This is a genomic window from Streptomyces sp. NPDC002742 (assembly GCF_042888885.1).
Lineage (GTDB): Bacteria > Actinomycetota > Actinomycetes > Streptomycetales > Streptomycetaceae > Streptomyces.
Map to the genome: position 1 here is coordinate 436,546 of NZ_JBIAQF010000007.1, position 18,221 is coordinate 454,766.

The 18,221-nt window shown below is 71.7% G+C and carries 15 protein-coding genes; 3 read left to right on the forward strand and 12 right to left on the reverse strand.

Annotated elements, in window-relative coordinates; all coding sequences use genetic code 11:
* Window positions 1-176: 176 nt before the first annotated feature.
* From ACFYW8_RS15745 to ACFYW8_RS15765, 5 genes are all read right to left on the reverse strand, one after another.
* The gene (locus ACFYW8_RS15745) at window positions 177-947 is read right to left on the reverse strand and encodes a group II truncated hemoglobin (RefSeq protein WP_389073903.1); all 771 of its coding nucleotides are present in this window, start codon (window positions 945-947) and stop codon (window positions 177-179) included.
* Between the two features lie 114 nt (window positions 948-1,061).
* On the reverse strand, window positions 1,062-1,745 hold the full coding sequence (locus ACFYW8_RS15750; protein WP_365877787.1) for an ABC transporter ATP-binding protein: 684 nt from the start codon (window positions 1,743-1,745) through the stop codon (window positions 1,062-1,064).
* 41 nt (window positions 1,746-1,786) lie between these two features.
* On the reverse strand, window positions 1,787-3,253 hold the full coding sequence (locus tag ACFYW8_RS15755) for an ABC transporter permease (protein WP_389073908.1): 1,467 nt from the start codon (window positions 3,251-3,253) through the stop codon (window positions 1,787-1,789).
* A gap of 156 nt (window positions 3,254-3,409) precedes the next feature.
* Window positions 3,410-4,663, reverse strand: coding sequence for an Ig-like domain-containing protein (locus tag ACFYW8_RS15760; protein WP_389073911.1), 1,254 nt, complete (start codon window positions 4,661-4,663; stop codon window positions 3,410-3,412).
* A gap of 246 nt (window positions 4,664-4,909) precedes the next feature.
* Window positions 4,910-5,206, reverse strand: a complete 297-nt coding sequence (locus ACFYW8_RS15765; protein WP_389073917.1) for a hypothetical protein — start codon at window positions 5,204-5,206, stop codon at window positions 4,910-4,912.
* A gap of 158 nt (window positions 5,207-5,364) precedes the next feature.
* On the opposite strand from ACFYW8_RS15765, the gene ACFYW8_RS15770 reads away from it, so the two are divergent.
* Together ACFYW8_RS15770 and ACFYW8_RS15775 are read left to right on the forward strand one after the other, a co-directional pair.
* Window positions 5,365-5,697 carry a hypothetical protein gene (locus ACFYW8_RS15770; protein WP_389073922.1) on the forward strand — a complete coding sequence of 111 codons (333 nt, stop codon included), beginning with the start codon at window positions 5,365-5,367 and terminating at the stop codon, window positions 5,695-5,697.
* Window positions 5,698-5,735: 38 nt separating this feature from the next.
* A complete protein-coding gene (locus ACFYW8_RS15775; protein WP_389073931.1) occupies window positions 5,736-6,488 on the forward strand; it encodes a DUF2625 family protein in 753 nt (250 codons plus the stop codon).
* Between the two features lie 294 nt (window positions 6,489-6,782).
* On the opposite strand, the gene ACFYW8_RS15780 is transcribed toward ACFYW8_RS15775, so the two are convergent.
* From ACFYW8_RS15780 to ACFYW8_RS15800, 5 genes are all read right to left on the reverse strand, one after another.
* Window positions 6,783-8,570 (reverse strand): DEAD/DEAH box helicase, encoded by a 1,788-nt coding sequence (locus ACFYW8_RS15780; RefSeq protein WP_389073935.1) that lies wholly within the window; start codon window positions 8,568-8,570, stop codon window positions 6,783-6,785.
* Window positions 8,571-8,705: 135 nt separating this feature from the next.
* Window positions 8,706-8,909 (reverse strand): cold-shock protein, encoded by a 204-nt coding sequence (locus tag ACFYW8_RS15785; RefSeq protein WP_261702157.1) that lies wholly within the window; start codon window positions 8,907-8,909, stop codon window positions 8,706-8,708.
* A gap of 335 nt (window positions 8,910-9,244) precedes the next feature.
* Window positions 9,245-10,783, reverse strand: coding sequence for a histidine ammonia-lyase (gene hutH / locus ACFYW8_RS15790; RefSeq protein WP_389074040.1), 1,539 nt, complete (start codon window positions 10,781-10,783; stop codon window positions 9,245-9,247).
* A 146-nt stretch (window positions 10,784-10,929) separates the two neighbouring features.
* Complete coding sequence (locus ACFYW8_RS15795; RefSeq protein WP_389073943.1) at window positions 10,930-12,084, reverse strand: diguanylate cyclase domain-containing protein; 1,155 nt, start codon at window positions 12,082-12,084, stop codon at window positions 10,930-10,932.
* Between the two features lie 213 nt (window positions 12,085-12,297).
* Entirely contained in the window at window positions 12,298-13,125 is an 828-nt protein-coding gene (locus tag ACFYW8_RS15800; protein WP_365877769.1) for an enoyl-CoA hydratase-related protein, read from the reverse strand.
* A 212-nt stretch (window positions 13,126-13,337) separates the two neighbouring features.
* On the opposite strand from ACFYW8_RS15800, the gene ACFYW8_RS15805 reads away from it, so the two are divergent.
* A complete protein-coding gene (locus ACFYW8_RS15805) occupies window positions 13,338-15,203 on the forward strand; it encodes a hypothetical protein (protein WP_389073947.1) in 1,866 nt (621 codons plus the stop codon).
* Window positions 15,204-15,341: 138 nt separating this feature from the next.
* Here ACFYW8_RS15805 and ACFYW8_RS15810 read toward each other — a convergent pair whose 3' ends face one another.
* Both ACFYW8_RS15810 and ACFYW8_RS15815 read right to left on the reverse strand, forming a co-directional pair.
* Window positions 15,342-16,427 carry an adenylate/guanylate cyclase domain-containing protein gene (locus ACFYW8_RS15810; RefSeq protein ID WP_365878005.1) on the reverse strand — a complete coding sequence of 362 codons (1,086 nt, stop codon included), beginning with the start codon at window positions 16,425-16,427 and terminating at the stop codon, window positions 15,342-15,344.
* Between the two features lie 661 nt (window positions 16,428-17,088).
* On the reverse strand, window positions 17,089-17,961 hold the full coding sequence (locus ACFYW8_RS15815) for a biotin--[acetyl-CoA-carboxylase] ligase (protein ID WP_365877763.1): 873 nt from the start codon (window positions 17,959-17,961) through the stop codon (window positions 17,089-17,091).
* Window positions 17,962-18,221: the final 260 nt, after the last annotated feature.

Below are 18,221 nucleotides of genomic sequence, written 5' to 3' on the forward strand. Positions count from 1 at the left end.
CCTCACGCCTCACGCCTCACGCCTCACGCCTCACGCCTCACGCCTCACGCCTCACGCCTCACGCCTCACGCCTCACGCCTCACGCCTCACGCCTCACGCCTCACAGCTCACGCCTCACAGCTCACAGCTCACAGCTCACAGCTCACAGCTCACAGCTCAGGCTTCACGCCTCCGGCTCACGGCTGGTAAGGCGGCGCGGCTCCCCAGTTCCACTTCGGTACCGGCTGCTCCGCCGGCGGCGTCGCGTCCGGGCCGGAGTAGTACACGGCCAGCCGCGTGCCCCACTCGGTGTACGCGAGGAAGGCGGAGCGGAACTCGGCGTCGGTGGGCAGGCCCGCGTCGTCGGCGGCGTCCTGGAGCAGGTTGACCCAGCGGCGGCGCTGGACCTCCGTGATGCCCTTGCCCAGGTGTTTGGCGACCATGTGGCCGTGACCGCCCTGGGTCTCGGAGTACGCCGGCGGGCCGCCGAAGACCTCGCCGAGCCAGAGGGCGACATGAGCGGCGTGCTCGGGGGCGAGGTCCGCGAACACGGGCGCGAGGAGATCGTCCTTGAGGACCTTGTCGTAGAACGCCTCGGTGAGACGGGTGAAGGCCTCGGCGCCGCCCGCCCAGGCGTAGAGCGTGGGCACTGAGGCCCCCCGGCCCCGCACCGACGTCGGCTTGTAGTGGCGCATCTCCTCGATGCTGCCGATGTAGGGGCGGATCGCGGCGAGGAAGTCGGGGAAGAGCTCGGAGCTGCGGAAGCCCTCGACGTGGTCCTCGGTCGAGGTCCAGGTGATCCTCAGGATGAAGTGCTCGAAGTCCTCCTCGCAGCGAGCGAGTTCGTAGTCGACGCACTGCGGGGCCGCGGCGAGCTGGACGGCGGCCCGGGTGTAGGCGGCCAGGAACTCGGCCGACTGCTGCTCGGGAATCCGGTACCGGATGTATTCGACTGTCGAAACGGTCATGTGCCCACACAAACACGAACGGGCCACCGGAAGCCTTCTTTCCGGTGGCCCGTTCGCTGCGGGCTCACTTCCCCCGCCGTGTACCGGGGGACCGAGGCGGTCGGCCCGTCCCCGCTACGCGCCCGCGTTCTCCTTGACGGTGATCTTTCCCTTGCGGATCGTCGCGACCCGCGGGGCCTTCTTCGCGATCGAGGAGTCGTGCGTGACCATGATGAAGGTGAGCCCGTGCTCCTTCCACATGGCTTCGAGTACGTCCATGATCTCGTCGCGCATGGACTCGTCGAGGTTTCCGGTGGGCTCGTCGGCGAGCAGCACCTTGGGCTGCTTGACCAGGGCACGGGCGATCGCCACGCGCTGCTGCTGACCGCCCGACAGTTCGGCGGGCAGATGGCCGAGCCGCTCGGCGAGCCCCACGGACTCCAGGGCGGCGGCGGCCCGTGCGCGCCGTTCCTTCGCCTTCACACGGAGGGGCACGAGCGCGGTCTCCACGTTCTCCTGGGCGGTGAGCGTGGGGATCAGGTTGAAGCTCTGGAAGACGAAGCCGATGTTCTCGCTGCGGACCTTGGTGAGTCTTCCCTCGGACAGCTTCGCCATGTCGGTACCGTCGAGTTCGACACTGCCCAGGGTGGGACGGTCGAGCCCGCCCAGCATCTGGAGGAGGGTGGACTTGCCGCCGCCGGTGGGGCCCTGGATGACGAGCCGGTCGCCGTCCGCGATCGTCAGGTCGACTCCGTCGAGCGCGTTGATCGTTTCCTTGCCCCGCTGGTAGCGCTTGGTGACGCCTCTGAGTTCGTACATGGTGCAACTCCTGGGATACGTAAGTACGTAAGGGGCGGGGCTTATTCGACGCGGCGCAGGGCGTCCGCGGGACGCAGCCTGGAGGCGCGCCAGCCGCCGAAGGCGCCGGCGACCAGACCGCCGGTGACGGCCAGGGCGACCGCGACGGCGATGATGTCGACGCTCACGGGCGCGGTGAGTGCCACGTCGAGGGCCTTGGAGGCGGTCTGCCGCCCCGGGCCGCCGAAGCCACCACCGCCACCGCCGCCGAAGCCGCCGCCCCGGCCACCGCCCGTGTTCCCCAGCTGCGCCTGGAGGTTGGGGCTGATCTCGGTGACGACGTAGGCGCCGGCGAGGCCGAGCGCGATACCGAGGGCGCCGCCGACCAGGCCGTTGACGATGGCCTCGCCGACCACCTGGCGGGTCACCCGGCTCGACGTCCAGCCGAGCGCCTTGAGGGTGCCGAACTCGCGCACCCGGCGGGAGACCGCGGAGGAGGTGAGCAGACCGGCGACCAGGAACGCGGCCACGAGCACCGCGATCGACAGCCACTTGCCCACGTTCGAGGCGAGGTCGGAGGCCGTGGAGAGGGAGCCGGAGACGGTGCTCGCGAGGTCGGCGGAGGTGGTGACCGTCGTGCCCGAGATGTTCTTCTGGATGGTGCTCTTGACGCCGGAGATCTGCTGCGAGTCCGACGCCTTGACGTAGATCGTGGTGACCTTGTTCTTGGAGTCGCTGAGCGTCTGCGCCTGCTGGAGCGGGATGTAGAGGTTGGCCGCCGCGTCACCGCTGTCGGGCGTCGCGATGCCGACGATCTTGTACTTGACGCTCTTGATGGTGACGGTGCCACCGAGCTTGAGCTTCTTCTCCTTGGCGTACGACGTGTCCGCGACGACGACCTTGGCGTTCGTCTCGGAGGTCTTGAACGTACGACCGCTGGTGATCTTCGACGAAGTCAGCGGGCCCAGAGCGGGCTTGGTGACGTCGGTGCCGTAGACCGAGTAGTTGTTGACGTCGAAGTCGGCGCCGCCGCCCTTGACGGTGCCCTGCGGCGAGGGCTGGGCACCGCCCCGACCGCGCTGTCCGCCACCGCTGTTGGGGTTCTGCTGGAACTGGCCGCGGGTGAACTGGCCGTTGATCCGGATGACTTGGAGGCTCAGGCCGCCGACGGAGTCCGCGACGCCCTTCTGGGAGTCGACCTTGGCGACGGTGGAGGAGGCCAGGGTCTGGAATCCCTGGACCAGGACGCGGTCGCTGCTCTGCTCCTTGTCGGAACCGTTGTCGTTCGCGTCGAAGTTGAAGCGCGGGCGCTGGCTGGTGCTGGTGGCCGGCGCCGCGGCCTTGGTGACGGTCATGTCGGTCCCCAGCCCGTACAACGACTGGAGGACCTTGCTCTGGGCCGTCTGCATGCCCGAGGACACCGAGCTGACCACGATGACCAGGGCTATGCCCAGGGCGAGCCCGGAGGCGACGACGAGGGCCGCCTTTCTGCGGCGGCGCAGTTCGCGCCTCAGGTAGGTGAAGAACATGGCCGCAAGCTAGGTACGGCGCGTGATGAAGGCATAAGGCCGAAATAAGAGAAGCATGAGAAGGCTGTGGCCGGGCCCAGAAATCTTTGAGAAACGCCGATGCGGCGGCGGCCCGTGGGGGCCGCCGCCGCATCGGCGTCAGGTACTGCCTCGGCCTCAGACGGCCGAACCGGCCTTCCAGGCCGCCCAGTCCAGGTTCCAGCCGTTGAGGCCGTTGTCCGGGGCGATGGCCTTGTCGCCGGTGTTCTTGACGACCACGACGTCACCGATGAGCGAGTTGTTGAAGAACCACGCGGCCGGGGTGTTGGGGTCGCCCGCGCCCTTGGTGTCGGACAGGCCGACACAGCCGTGGCTGGTGTTGACGGAGCCGAAGACGGACTTCGCGCCCCAGTAGTTGCCGTGGATGAAGGTGCCGGAGTTCGACAGACGCATCGCGTGCGGCACGTCCTTGATGTCGTACTCGCCCTTGCCGTCGTTCTTCTTGAAGCCGACCGTCGAGCCGTCCATCCGGGTCTCCTTGAACTTCTCGGAGATCACCATCTGGCCCTGGTACGTCGTGTGGTCCGGAGCACCCGCGGAGATCGGGATGGTCTTGACGACCTTGCCGTCCTGGGTGACCTTCATCGTCTTGGTCTGGGCGTCGACGATGGAGACCTGGTTACGGCCGATCTTGAAGGTGACCGTCTTCTGCTGCACGCCGTAGACACCGCTCGCGCCCTGGACACCGTCCAGGTTCAGCTTGAGGGTGACGGTGGAGCCGCCCGTCCAGTAGTTCTCGGGGCGGAAGTCCAGGCGGTTGGCGTTGAACCAGTGCCCGACGACCTCCTGGCCGCTGCTGGAGGAGACGGTGATCCCCTTCTGCACCGCGGCCTTGTTGGTGATCGCCTTGTTGAAGTTGATCGAGACCGGCATGCCGACACCGACCGTGGAACCGTCCTCCGGCGTGAAGTTGCCGATGAAGCTGTTGGCCGGGGAGACCGTGGTGAACGACGCGTTCTCGTTGGCCGTGCGGCCCGCGGAGTCGGCGGCCACGGCGGCGATCTTGTACGTGGTGGCGCGTTCCAGCCGGTTGAGGGGCTTCCAGCTCTTCTTGTCCGCCGATATCTGACCGGCCACGGCGGTGCCGGTGGCCGTCTTCATCGTGACGGACGTGAGCGAGCCCTTGCTGACCGTGACCGCCGTGCCGTTGTTGATCGAGGCGTTGTCGGAGCCGTCCTTGGGCGTGATCGTGATCAGAGCCTCGGAGGTCTTCTTGGCTGCCGCCTCGTCGACCTTGGCCTGCGACGTGGGGTCGCCGCCGTCCGAGGCACCGGCCTTGTCTCCGCCTCCGCCGCACGCAGAGAGCACCAGCACCCCGCCGAGCAGTGCGGACGCGGTCATCAGACCCTTGCGCCGCTTACTGTCCGTCATCACACGCTTCTCCATCGTTGCCGAATCCCGAAAGGACCACGGGAGAGCCCCCGTAAGTACACTCAACGCCGCAACCGGTTCGCCCCGTTCCACTTCTCGCGGAAGTGTGGTCCACGCCACTTTCGCCGCGTGCGGACACGTGGGCCGAAACCACTGAAGTGGTGCGGAGGTGACCGGTGCGTCTCCGGAGACGAGGAAACCCCGGACGGCGGTTGCCGACCGGGGTCGCAATTTCCCCGAACCGCGTCAGCCGCGCACGTCTTCCTCGTCGCCCTCGTCGGCATCATCCTCGTCGATGTCCCAATCCGGCGAATCGGGATCGTAGTCAACGGGCTCACTGCTCCAGGACGCCTGGGCGAGTTCGATCCCGGGCACCTCGCTGACCAGGTCGAACGGGTCGACGAGATAGGCGAGGGCCTCGGCCGTGTCTTCCGTCACCGCGCCCTCGGCGTGCGACCGTTCATCGGCCGGCATGTCCGCGTCGTCAGCGATCCGGCGCAGCGCGGCCTTGGCGACGGCGTCGGCGTCGTCGATCTCCAGCACGAGTTCGACACGAAGCCGGACAAACTGTGATGTCTCAGGGGTACTCATGAGAGGGAGCGTACGGCCCGTCGGATGCGCGACTTTCCCACGACCCGCGCCTTTCATTAGCATCGCCCCACACGGCCAATTCGCAAGCGCCACAAGGGGATCGATATTTCGTGTCCGCCGCACGTCGATCGTTGCTGACCGCCACCGCAGCGGGGACCCTCCTGGGTGCCCTGTGGTTCGTCCCGTCCGCCAACGCGACCCAGGAAATACCCACTCCGAGCGCGACGGCGCCGACGTCCGCACCGACCGGCACGGCCCCGGCACGGATGTCCACGGAGTCGGACACCGGGCCGCGGACGCTGCCCGGCGGCGACGGGACCCGTCTCGCCGACACGGGCGCCGTGGACACGACGCCGTATCTCGTCGGCGGCACGCTCTTCCTCTGCCTGGGTGCCGGATTCGTGACGTACTCCGTGCGCCGTGAGCGCATGATTGCCTACTGAGCACATCGACCGCGCTCCGGACAACCCACAGGGAAGCCATGCGAAAGCTGAGCGAGCTGACCGACGTCGAGGAACCGGCCTGGCCGCTGCTGTCCAAGGCGCTCGCCGCCAGCGGGGTGTCCATGGAAATACCTCCGGTGGACCCCGATCTGGGCCGCGCGAGCCTGCACCAACTACAGATCACCGCAAGGTCCTGGCTGGGCGGGATGGTGCTCAACTGCGGTGGTGTGGTGCTGGACAGCGGCTGGCTGCGGATCTACGGCAGTCCGGCCGAGGACCTGTCCGCGCAGCTGCGCGGAGGCTCGACGGACCTTCCCTCGCTGGCCGAGGTCAACGGATTCCCCGAGCGGTTCGACCCGGACTGGCGCCCGCGGGACGGCGGACTGGTCGTCGGCCACGACGTACTGGGCGGGGTGTTCGCCCTCAACGGCGCCGACCACGAGTCCGTGGGGCGTCCCGGGCATCCCGGTGAGGTCGTGTACTTCGCGCCGGACTCACTGAAGTGGGAGGCCCTCGAAGTGGGCCACGGGGCATGGCTCCAGTGGCTCCTCACCGAGGGCACGGACCAGTTCTACGACACCCTGCGCTGGCCCGGCTGGCGCGCGGAGTCCGGGGCGCTGACGGGCACGCAGGGACTGTCCGTTATGCCGTTCCTGTGGTCGGCGGAGGCACGGCGCGACCTCATGTCGACGAGTCGCCGCGCGGTGCCGCTGGCCGAACTCCTCAGCCTGCACCGGGACTTCGCCCTCAAGCTGGACGGCGTGGACCCGGGTTTCCTCGGCGACGTCTGAACCCCCGCAGCACGGCGCCCACCCCCGCCGCACGACGGAGCGCCCACCCACGGCGGCGGACGGTTCCGCTGCCGCGAAGGGCAGTTCATCCGCCGCGACCGGTCGGCACACCCGCACATGCGCACATGCCGCGCGGGTACGAGCCCGACGAGCAGCGATGCGCGAGCGGCGAACGGCACTCGCTGACCGGCGAACGGCGCTCCGCGACGCGTCGCGGTCGAGACCGCACATGCCGCGGCCCCGAGCCCCGAAGGGGGCACGGGGCCGCGGCGAAGCCGGAGGGATCCGATCGGGTCAGGCGGCCCTGCGGCCGCCACCGCCCTGGCCGCCGTTCTGACCACCACGCTGCGGAGCACGCCCACGGCCGCCGGAGCGACCGGCACCCGCACCGCCACCGGCCTCCGTACGACGCCCGGCGCTGCCACCGGCGTCCGTACGACGGCCCGCGGCGCCGCCGGATTCCGTACGACGGCCGGCACTGCCGCCCGCCTCCGTACGACGGCCCGCGGCCGCTGTGCCGGTGCCGGAGCGGCGCCCGGTGGCCGCGCCACCCGTGGCTCCACCCGTGGCCGGACGTCCGCCGCGCTGCCGGCCGCCCTGGCCGTCCGATCCGGCGCCCGTGCGCCCGGCGGTGCCGCCGCCGGCGACCGACGGCCGCCTGGCCCCGCCCCCGGTGGGCGCACGCCGCGCCTTGGGCCGCTGCTTCGGCTGTTCGGCCTGCTGCGGGACCTCGATCACCACCGGGATGCCGGAGGGCTCGCGGGCGCCGGTGAGGCGGGCGAGTTCCTCGTCGCTGGACTTGACGCGGGCGGTGCGCGGCGTGATGCCGGCGTCCGCCATCAGCCGGGTCATCTCACGCTTCTGCTCGGGGAGCACCAGGGTGACGACGCTGCCGGACTCTCCGGCGCGGGCGGTACGGCCGCCGCGGTGGAGGTAGTCCTTGTGGTCGGTCGGCGGGTCGACGTTGACCACGAGGTCGAGGTCGTCGATGTGGATCCCGCGGGCCGCCACGTTGGTGGCGACGAGCGCGGTGACCTGACCGGTCTTGAACTGGTCGAGGGTGCGGTTGCGCTGCGGCTGGCTGCGCCCGCCGTGCAGCGCGGAGGCCCGGACACCGCTGGCGAGCAGCCGCTTGGTGAAGCGGTCGGCGCCGCGCTTGGTGTCGACGAAGAGGATCACCCGGCCGTCGCGGGCCGCGATCCGCAGCGCGACCGCCTTCTTGTCCGTCTCGTCGGCGACGTGCAGCACGTGGTGCTCCATGGTCGTCACCGCGCCCGCGGACGGGTCCACGGAGTGCACCACGGGGTCGGTGAGGAACATCTTGACGAGCCGGTCGATGTTCTTGTCGAGCGTGGCCGAGAAGAGCAGCCGCTGGCCGCCCGGCTCGACCTGCTTGAGCAGCGCGGTGACCTGCGGCATGAAGCCCATGTCGGCCATCTGGTCGGCCTCGTCCAGCACGGTGATCGCGACCTGGCCGAGGGCGCAGTCGCCCCGCTCGATGAGGTCCTTGAGCCGTCCGGGAGTGGCCACGAGCACCTCGACACCGCGGCGCAGCGTGCCGGCCTGGCGGCCGATCGACATCCCGCCGACGGCCGTGGCCACGCGCAGGTTGACGGCGGTGGCGTACGGCGTGATCGCGTCGTCGACCTGCTGGGCGAGTTCGCGCGTGGGGACCAGGACGAGCGCGAGCGGGTTCCTCGGCTCGGCACGGCGGCCGGCGGTGCGGGCGAGGAGAGCGAGCCCGAAGGCGAGCGTCTTGCCGGAACCGGTGCGTCCCCGGCCGAGCACATCGCGCCCGGCGAGGGAGTTGGGCAGCGTGGCGCCCTGGATCGGGAAGGGATCGGTGACACCCTGGGCCGCGAGGGTCTTCGTCAGAGCGGCCGGCATGTCCAGCGCGTCGAAGGACTCGACGGCGGGCAGCGCCGGTGTGACGGTCTCGGGCAGGGAGAACTCCTGCGGCGGAGCGACCTTGCGGGCGCCACCGCGGCCGGCGCCCCGGCCCGCGTTCTTCGCGGAGCCGCCGGTCTGCGCGGCGCGTGCGTTTGCCGGCCGCTTACGGACGGGATGTTCGGATCGAGTCATGCTGGATCTGGATTTCCTTCCTGGGCCCCACGGACTGCACACACAGCGCTCACCGACTGCATGAGCTGTCACAGCGCTGAGCCGGGACCCGCACCCGAAGGGGCGGGACCCGGCTCTGGAAAAGCGCGCCTCGAACTAGGCGGGGAGGATGTTCTCCGCCTGCAGGCCCTTCTGGCCCTGCGTGACCTCGAAGGAGACCTTCTGGCCCTCGACGAGCTCACGGAAGCCGGAGCTGGCGATGTTCGAGTAGTGGGCGAAGACGTCGGGGCCGCCGCCGTCCTGCTCGATGAAGCCGAAGCCCTTTTCCGAGTTGAACCACTTCACGGTGCCAGTAGCCATGTTGTTCTCCTGAACAGGTAGTTGGGCCCCCATCCGGAGATGCACCGGGTAATGCCGGAGATGCCGGTAAAACAAAACGCGCCTGCGGAGGATTCCGATCAGGCGCACAAAGTAAATGGGTACCAAAAACGTATCAATGAGACAGTAGCACACGCTGAGGCGAGGGTGCGAGGTGAGATTACGTGGGCCGGGACACACCCGGCCCACGTACGACGGAACACCATTTGCGCAGGTACCGCATGCCTTACAGGGCGCTACAGGACCTGCATGCCCCATAGGACCTGCATGCCCTACGGGTCCTACAGGTCCTATGGGCCCTATGGGCCCTATGGGTCCTAGGCGAGCGGGCCGGTGACCGGCTCCACCGCGGCCACCACGCCGCCGGCTCGCACGAACGCGTCCGCCGCCGCCAGGTCGGGGGCGAGGAAGCGGTCGGGGCCGGGGCCCTGGACACCGGCCGCGCGGACGGCGTCGATGACCGCCCGCGACGCCGGGGCCGGGGCCAGACCCTCGCGCAGTTCGATCGCGCGAGTGGCGGCGTACAGCTCGATCGCCACGATGCGGGTCAGGTTGTCCACCGAGGTGCGCAGCTTGCGCGCGGCCGACCAGCCCATGGAGACGTGGTCCTCCTGCATGGCGGAGGAGGGGATGGAGTCCGCGGACGCCGGTACGGCCAGCCGCTTCATCTCGCTGACCAGCGCGGCCTGCGTGTACTGGGCGATCATCAGGCCCGAGTCGACACCGGCGTCGTCCGCGAGGAACGGCGGCAGGCCGTGCGAACGGTTCTTGTCGAGCAGCCGGTCGGTACGGCGCTCGGCGATGGAGCCGAGGTCGGCCGCCGCGATGGCGAGGAAGTCGAGGACGTAGGCGACCGGGGCACCGTGGAAGTTGCCGTTCGACTCCACCCGGCCGTCGGGCAGCACGACCGGGTTGTCGACGGCGGAGGCCAGCTCGCGCTCGGCGACGGTACGGGCGTGCGCGAGGGTGTCCCGGCCGGCGCCGGCGACCTGCGGGGCGCAGCGCACGGAGTAGGCGTCCTGGACGCGCGGGGCGCCGTCCTGGTGGTGGCCGGTGAGCTCCGAACCCTTCAGCACGGCCAGCATGTTGGCGGCGCTGGCACCCTGGCCGGGGTGCGGGCGGATCGCGTGCAGCTCAGGGGCGAGGACCTTGTCCGTCCCGAGCAGCGCCTCAAGGGAGAGCGCGGCACTGACGTCGGCCGACTTGTACAGCATCTCCAGGTCGGCGAGGGCCATGACCAGCATGCCGAGCATGCCGTCGGTGCCGTTGAGGAGGGCGAGGCCCTCCTTCTCGCGCAGCTCGACGGGGGCGATCCCGGCCTCGGCGAGCAGCTCGCCCGCGGGCCGCACGACTCCGTCGGGGCCCTCGGCGTCCCCCTCGCCCATCAGGGTCAGGGCGCAGTGGGACAGCGGTGCCAGGTCGCCGGAGCAGCCGAGCGAGCCGTACTCGTGGACGACCGGGGTGATGCGGGCGTTCAGGATGTCCGCCATGGTCTGCGCGACCTCGGGCCGCACACCGGTGTGCCCGGAGCAGACGGTCTTGAGCCGCAGGAACATCAGAGCGCGGACGACCTCGCGCTCGACGCGCGGGCCCATACCGGCGGCGTGCGAGCGGACGATGTTCCGCTGCAGCTGGGCGCGCAGTTCCGGGCTGATGTGCCGGCTCGCCAGGGCGCCGAAGCCGGTGGAGACGCCGTAGACGGGCTCCGGCTTCGCGGCCAGCGCGTCCACGATCTCGCGGGCCGCGGCGAGGGCCGCCACCGCCTCACCGGAGAGCTCGATCCGGGCGCCGTCGCGCGCCACGGCGAGAACGTCGGACGCGGTCACTCCGGACGTCCCCACCACCACAGTGTGCATATCCATATTCAGGAGCGTACGCAGTGAATTCGATGATGTCACTAGCGGGTGGCCCGTTGACCCCTTACCCCGGCACACGTCACAGCGGACGCCCACCGCGCGTGACGTGCGGGGTCCCATCACCAGCGAGTCCGCTCATGTCGTCATCACGTACGGGGCCGGTCGTGCCGCCCGCGGAACCGTCGGCGTTCACCCACCGTGGGCGACGGCGCGTCCGCGAGGCGTACGACGGGATCGTCGGGGCCCTCGCGCCCCGCGACCACGGGCTTCGCGGCCCGGACGGCCTTCGCGCGGTACTGGGCCGCGTCCGCCAGGCGGAACAACCGGCGCGCCGACCGTACGGGGCCGATCGGGTCCTCGGTCGAGGCGACCCCGCACGCCACACCGTCCCCCAGCTCCAACTCGGCCGCGCGGCGGCAGAGTTCGTCGGCGATGCGGACCACGTCGTCCGCCGGCGGGCCCACCGCCAGCAGACAGAACTCGTCGCCGCCCAGCCGCGCGGCGAGGGTGCCCGGGAGCATGGCCCCGCACAGCGAGAGCACCGACCCGAACCTTTCGAGGAGCCGGTCGCCGACGGCGTGTCCCCGGGTGTCGTTGACGCGCTTGAGCCCGTTCAGGTCACAGACGACGAGGCTGACGACGGACCCGTCCTCCTTGTGCCGCTCGACGGCCTCGTCGAGACGTACGTCCACGGCACGACGGTTGGCGAGTCCGGTGAGGGCGTCGGTGTAGGCGAGGCGCCGGGCCTCTTCCAGGCGCTCGGTCTGGGCGATCCCGGCGGCGACGACGGAGGCGAGGACGGTCGCGAAGTCGGCGTCGGCCCGGCCGAAGACGGGGCCGCCGGCCGGACGGGCCACGTAGAGCTCACCCCAGGCCCGTCCGTGCAGCAGGATCGGAGCCACGACACAGCAGCCGCGCCCGCGCCTGCGCAGCGCGGCGACACGCTGATGGCAGTACCCGGCGGGACCGGCCGCCGGGCCGTCGGCGGTCTCGACCCAGGCGTTGGGCCCGCCGCCGCCCGCCCACCGCTCGTGCAGGAACTCGGTGATCTCCGGGAACTGGTGCACGGGGTAGGCCTCCCCGTCGGGGAACTCGTCCTCGTCCGGGGCGCGCTCGCCCACGTTGGCGAGCACCCGCAGCCGCCCGAGTTCGCGCTCCCACACGGAGAGCGCGGCGAAGCTCCCGGCCAGCGCGTGACACGCGCCGAGCGCCGCGGCCCGCCACGACTCCCGCGGGGTGTGCGCCGCCGCCATCCCCTGCGCCAGCGTCACCACGGCCCTCAGCCGACTGTCCTCACCCATCACCCCAGGCTAGGGATATTCGCTTACATTTGGGACATTAGTAGGGCGAACAGGGGTCCGGGCCGTGAGGGCCGAACCAGGGAACGGACCATGGACCGCACCGTGAACCGAACCGTGAACCGAACCGGCGAACAGGCCATGGACCGCACCGCGGACCGAACCCAGGAACGAATCGGAGAGCGGCGGATCAGGGAGGGGCTGATCAGGGAGGGGCTACTGTCCCGGCCACTCCGGCTTGCGCTTCTCGTTGAACGCGGCGACCCCTTCCGCCCGGTCCCCGGAGAAGGCGACGGACCGCCAGGCCGCGTCCTCGACCTCCAGACCCGCGCGCAGGTCGAGTCCGTGACCGAGACGCAGGGCGCGCTTGGCGGCGCGGAGCCCGACCGGGGAGTTGGCGGCGATACGGGCCGCCAGCGCGAGGGCCTCGACTCTGTCCCGCCCCGCCTCCACCAGCTCGTCCACCAGCCCCGACTCCCGCGCCTCGGCCGCCTCCAGGCGCCGCGCCGAGAAGATGAGCTCAGCCGCGCGCGCGGCACCGACGCGGCGCGGCAGCAGCTGCGTACCGCCGCCTCCGGGGATCACGCCGACGGACACCTCGGGCAGTCCGACGACCGCCGTACGGTCGGCCACGATCAGGTCGCAGGACAGCGCCAGCTCGAACCCGCCGCCCAGCGCGAAGCCGTGCACGGCGGCGACGGTCGGCATCGGCAGCTCCAGCACACCGGTGTACGCGGCTCGCGCGACCGGCCGCTGGCGCACCAGCTCGGCATCCGTGAAGGAGTTGCGCTCCTTCAGGTCGGCGCCCACGCAGAAGGCTCGCTCGTGGGTGGAGGTGAGCACGACGACGCGCACGTCCCGGTCGGCGGCGAGAGCGTCGCAGGCCCCGGCGATCGAACGCGCCATGTCCGTCGACACGGCGTTCATGGCCTTGGGCCGGTCGAGGACGAGCTCGGCGACGTACCCGTGCCGCCGTACGGCCACGAACTCCCCGAACCTCCGCTCGCCCGACTCCGTCCCCTGGTCCGCCCCTTGCTCCGCCATGACACCCTCCCGGTTAACGCGGGTTAACAATCGACGCCCCGATCATCGCAGCCGAGACCGTCCGGCGAAACCCGCCCCCTCGCGCCGAGCCTTCTCGACTTCCTCGTTCGAGTGACATCCCGCCCAACTCCGTTTGCCTGCCCCTATACCGCGCATAACCTGCGCACCGCCGCAGCGCATTCGGGACACCGGCACACCGGGGAGGGACGACCATGACGAACCGCGAAACACCGCAGGCCACCAGCACCCGGCCGGGCCCGCGAACCGCACTCACGAGACCACCGGCCCCGAGGTCGTCCGAGGCCACCGCGCCCGACGCCTCGCCGGGCTGCCCGCCACCGACCGGTACAGCGGCACCGTCGGGTTCGGTGGCGCCGCTGTCCACGACAGTGGGCCCCCAGCGGTCCGGCTCCACGACTGCCGGGCCCTCAGCGGGCGGCCCCACCACGCCCGGAGCCCCGCCGGCGAACACCTGGATCCGCGTCACGCCGCTCAGCAGTGCGATGTCCGCCCCCAAGCCGCTCAGCGCCACCGCGTTCGGCGCCCTGAACGCGTCCACCGCGAGGACGGGCGCCGCGCGGACGGGCGCCACCGGGGCCACCGCTACGGGGAACGACGTACCCGCGGCGGGGGCCACGACGGCCGGAGCCGCGGAGACGGGCCGCACCGACGCAGGGACGACGACCGCCCCGGGCAGCACCGGGAACACGGCAGCCGACACCCCGAACGCCACCAGCGCGGAAGGCACGGCAGCCGACGCCGTGACGCCTGGTGGCGGCGCAGCGACAACGGCAACGCAACCCGCGCCGGCCACTGCCGCCGACGCCGGGAAGACCCGGCACACGACCATCGGCCCCGCGATGGTGGGCGACGGCATCGGCGCACGGGCCACGGCGACCCGACCCGCACCCGCACCCGCACCCGGCGACGAGAAGGCCGGGGCGACGGACGTCCGCGTCGGCGTCGGCGTCGGCGTCGCTGAGATCAGCGCCCCGGACACCCGGGCTGCGGCGCCAGGAGTCACGAAGCCCGGTTCCGGAGCGGACGGCTCCGTGCAGGACGGCTCCGCGCAGAACGGGGCCATGCCGGTCAGGGCCTCGAAAGTCTGGGCCACCGCACCCAGGGTGCCGACGGCCGGGGCCGCGACGGCCACGCGAACACGCGGGACCGCCGCCACAGCAGGCGCTCAGAGGCCGGAGGCCACGGCGGAGGCCGGCGCTCAGTGGCCGCTGGCCAGGGCCGGAACAGACTCTCGCAGGGCGGGAACCCGGACCGCGACAGGCATTCAAAGGCCGGAGGCCGGGACCGCGGCAGGCACTCACCGGGCGGGAGCCGGGGCTGCGGTAGTCGGTCAGGGCGTGGAGGTCGGGGCGGATGGTGCTGGTCAGGGGCGAGGGATCGTTCCGGCGCCGCGGTCGGGCGGCGGCCGCGGCGCCGCGGTCGCACCCGGCGACACCGACCCCGCGCCAGTCCGGCTCCGTGCCGTCCGGGGCCGCCACCGCCGACCCCGGCCGCGCCGGGTGCTCGTCACCGTGGGAGGACTCGCCCTCGCCGCGGGAGTGCTGAGCCTCGTCCGGATGACACCGGAGTCGGTGACCGGGGGTGGGGGGAACGCGGAGGCGGAGCCGGTCGCGACGGCCACGGACACCGACGCGGCGGGCGACGCCGGCCCCACCGCCGAGGCCATGCCCTCGCCCACGCACCCCGGGGCCGCCCCGGCGAGCGCGGCGATGGGCGGGACGAGCCCGGCGCCCACCTCGGAGGCGAGCCGGACCCCGGCGTCGGTCCCGGCGTCGGTCCCGACGGCCCCTGGCGGGACCCCGGCGGCCCGCGACGGGGCCCCCGTCACCACCGCACCGGACAGCACCGGCATCCCGACGGCCCCCGTGACGACACCACCGCCGACACGATCGACGCCTACGGCCTCCCCCACCACCGCGGCCCCGCGACACACGCCGACCCCGTCCCCGTCCCCGACCACCCCCGCACCGGCGCCGCCGCACCAGCCGCCGAACGTGTGCGTGCCGATCGTCGGAATCTGTGTGAACGGGTTGCTGTCACCCGGCCACGACGGATGACCGGACGAGCCGGGCACCGGGTCGGCGCGTGCGTACCGACGCCGCCGACGGCAACGGCAACGGCAACGGCAACGGCAACACACAACTCGGGCCGGATCGGCTCGGCTCTGCTCGCCTTGGCTCGGCTGACGAGAAGGGCTACGTCTCGTCGGCGGCCCGGCGCGCCAGCAGCCACGGTTCGATGACGCCGAGTCCACGCACGGGCCGCTGCCACATCGGCTGGAGCGCGAAGCGGTACGAGGGGGGTTCCTCGCCCTCCTTCTCCGCCGCGGCCGCGGCCTCGGCGGCCTCCGCCTCGGAGGCGGGAGCGTCACCGGTGCGGGTCAGTTCCTCCGCGAAGGCGCCGTCGACCAGGACGGCGTCGCGTGGCGCTATCGACGTGAGGCGGCTCGCCAGGTTCACGGTCGTACCGAACACGTCGCCCATCCGGGTGGTCACCGTGCCGAAGGCGATGCCGACGCGCAGCTCCGGCATCGTCTCGTCGTTCGCCATCGTCTCGATGAGCCGCAGCGCGATCTCGGCGGCCACACCGGCGTCGTCCGCGGAGTAGAGCACCTCGTCGCCCAGTGTCTTGATGAGCCGGCCCCCGTGGGCCGCCACCAGGTCCGCCGCGGTGGTCTCGAAGGCCTCGACGAGTTCGCCGAGCTCCTCCTCCTCCATGCGGCGCGTCAGCCGGGTGAAGCCGACCAGGTCCGCGAAGCCGACGGCGAGCCGGCGGTCGACCATCTCCTCGTCGTCCGCCGCCTGCACGACCCGGCCGGTGGCGGCGGCGAGCTGGCGGCGCCAGACGTAGACGAGGAACTCCTCCAGTTCGGGCAGGAGCAGCTCGATCAGGGGGTACGTGACCTCGGTGCGCGTCATCCCCGGTTCCGGGGGCTCGGTCAGACCCTCCAGAAAGGAATCGATCTGCCATTCGGCCAGACGGGCGGTGGTCTGCCCGGTGGACCGGGCGACCTGGACGGCCATGGCCTCGCTCAGCAGGCCCGCCTCGACGAGACCGGCCAGGCGGCGCAGCGCGAGTACGTCCGCCTCGGTCAGCGCCTTGGCCTGACCGATGTCGGCGAAGCCCATCGCCCGCCAGAAGCGGGAGGCCAGCTCCATGGAGACGCCCGCGCTGCGGGCCGCCTGGAACGGGGTGTAGCGCCGCTCGGCACCGAGGATGAGCCCCTCAAGGCGCAGCGCGAGCGGGTCCTCGCCGGAGTCCGGCTCGGCCTCGGAGTCCACCCGGCCGTTCGCCTCGTGCCGCGCGTCGGGCCGGACGTCCGGGCGGGCGTCGGTCCGGTCGCTCCTGCGGTCGTCCCTGCGGATGTCGCTCCCCACGTCGAACTGGTCGTCCCTGCGGATGCCGGTTCCCGCGTCCGAGCGGTCCTCCGGGCGGTGATCCAAGCGGTCCTCCGGGCGGGTGCCGGTCCCGGCGTCGGGACGGGCGTCCTGCCGGGCGTCGCCGTCCGCGGCGGCCCGTGCGGGTGTCGCGTCCGTGACCGGCCCGGCGGTACGGCCCGGCTCGCCGTCGGGGGCCGGGTGGGCGCCCGTTCCGGAGCCGGTGTCGTCGACGGTCACTCCTGCTGCCCTTCCGATCTGCCGTGGTCAGGTATCGACCGCGCTCAACTCTACGGCAGGTGTGCGCTGGCTCACTCCCGATGGCGGGACCGAGGTCGGAGACGGTGCCGAGGGCTCACGCCACCGGCCGCCCCGTGCGGTCGCACCGTCCCGAGCGATCCCTTTCCACCGCTCCGGGGCCGGCCCGCCACACCGCTCCACACCAACCCGACACACCACTCGCGGCCTGTCCCCTCACACCACTCGCGGACCTGCCCGAACCCGACACGCCACTCGCGGACCTGCCCCGTCCCCCTCACACCACTCGCGGACCTGCCCCGTCCCCTCACACCGCTCGCAGATGCACCACGTCCCCGGCCCCCACCGGTTCCTGCACGCCGTCCTCCGTCGCGATGACGAGCCGACCGTCGCCGTCCACGGCCACCGCCTCCCCGACGATCGACCGGCCTCCGGGCAGCTCGGCCCGGACCGTGCGCCCGAGCGTCGCGCACCCGGCCGCGTAGGTGGCCTGGAGGCCGGAGGCGGCGGGATCGCCCGCCGCGTCGCGCCACCGCCCGTACCACTGCTCAAGGGAGCGCAGTACGGCCCGCAGCACGGTGTCGCGGTCCGTGGTCGTCGCGCCCGCCAGCGCCAGGGATCCGGCGCCCGGCACGGGCAGCTCGTCGGCGCGCAGCGAGACATTGATGCCGATGCCGACCACGACCGCGTCGGTGCCCGCGCGCTCGGCGAGGATGCCGCCGGCCTTGCGTTCCTCGCCGTCCACGGTGACCAGCAGGTCGTTGGGCCACTTGAGTGCCGTGTCGACCCCGGCGGAGCGCGAGAGCGCCGTCGCGACGGCGACCCCGGAGAGCAGCGGCAGCCAGCCCCAGCGCTGGACGGGAACGCCGGTGGGCTTCAGGACGACGGAGAAGAACAGGCCGGAGCGGGCCGGTGCCGTCCACTGGCGGTCGAGACGGCCGCGCCCGGCGTTCTGTTCCTCGGCGACGAGGACGGCGCCTTCGTCGGCTCCCCGTTCGCTGTTGACGATGCCGACCAGATCGGTGTTGGTCGACCCGGTGCGCTGCACCACCTCGACGTCGCACCAGAGGGTGTCGTCCGGCGCGACAAGTGCCCGTCGCAGGGCGGCCCCGTTCAGTGGCGGACGGTCCAGGTCGGACCACCGGTTGTCGTTCGCGTCTGCTGCATCTCGCGGCGTCATGCAACCCAGCCTAGGTGTGGTAAACGCCGCACTGCCGATCGGTAGGCCCGCCACTACGCTACGGATGAGTAGCAAGCCCCCCTTCTGAGCACCTCATTCCCACGTCCCCTTTGAGCAGGCAGGGAGCCGCACCCCGATGTCCGAGCCGGAAGAGCTGCAACACCCCGACATCCACACCACCGCGGGCAAGCTCGCGGATCTGCAGCGCCGCATCCAGGAAGCGACCCACGCCGGCTCGGAGCGCGCCGTCGAGAAGCAGC

Excerpts from the sequence above, each read along its gene's own strand:
- ACFYW8_RS15800 (WP_365877769.1), bottom strand. The coding sequence starts at position 13,125 with ATGGCGGAGCAAGGGGCGGACCAGGGGACGGAGTCGGGCGAGCGGAGG.
- ACFYW8_RS15805 (WP_389073947.1), top strand. The coding sequence starts at position 13,338 with ATGACGAACCGCGAAACACCGCAGGCCACCAGCACCCGGCCGGGCCCG.
- ACFYW8_RS15755 (WP_389073908.1), bottom strand. The coding sequence starts at position 3,253 with ATGTTCTTCACCTACCTGAGGCGCGAACTGCGCCGCCGCAGAAAGGCG.
- ACFYW8_RS15780 (WP_389073935.1), bottom strand. The coding sequence starts at position 8,570 with ATGACTCGATCCGAACATCCCGTCCGTAAGCGGCCGGCAAACGCACGC.
- ACFYW8_RS15745 (WP_389073903.1), bottom strand. The coding sequence starts at position 947 with ATGACCGTTTCGACAGTCGAATACATCCGGTACCGGATTCCCGAGCAG.
- ACFYW8_RS15775 (WP_389073931.1), top strand. The coding sequence starts at position 5,736 with ATGCGAAAGCTGAGCGAGCTGACCGACGTCGAGGAACCGGCCTGGCCG.
- hutH (WP_389074040.1), bottom strand. The coding sequence starts at position 10,783 with ATGCACACTGTGGTGGTGGGGACGTCCGGAGTGACCGCGTCCGACGTT.
- ACFYW8_RS15785 (WP_261702157.1), bottom strand. The coding sequence starts at position 8,909 with ATGGCTACTGGCACCGTGAAGTGGTTCAACTCGGAAAAGGGCTTCGGC.
- ACFYW8_RS15815 (WP_365877763.1), bottom strand. The coding sequence starts at position 17,961 with ATGACGCCGCGAGATGCAGCAGACGCGAACGACAACCGGTGGTCCGAC.
- ACFYW8_RS15760 (WP_389073911.1), bottom strand. The coding sequence starts at position 4,663 with ATGACGGACAGTAAGCGGCGCAAGGGTCTGATGACCGCGTCCGCACTG.
- ACFYW8_RS15750 (WP_365877787.1), bottom strand. The coding sequence starts at position 1,745 with ATGTACGAACTCAGAGGCGTCACCAAGCGCTACCAGCGGGGCAAGGAA.
- ACFYW8_RS15795 (WP_389073943.1), bottom strand. The coding sequence starts at position 12,084 with ATGGGTGAGGACAGTCGGCTGAGGGCCGTGGTGACGCTGGCGCAGGGG.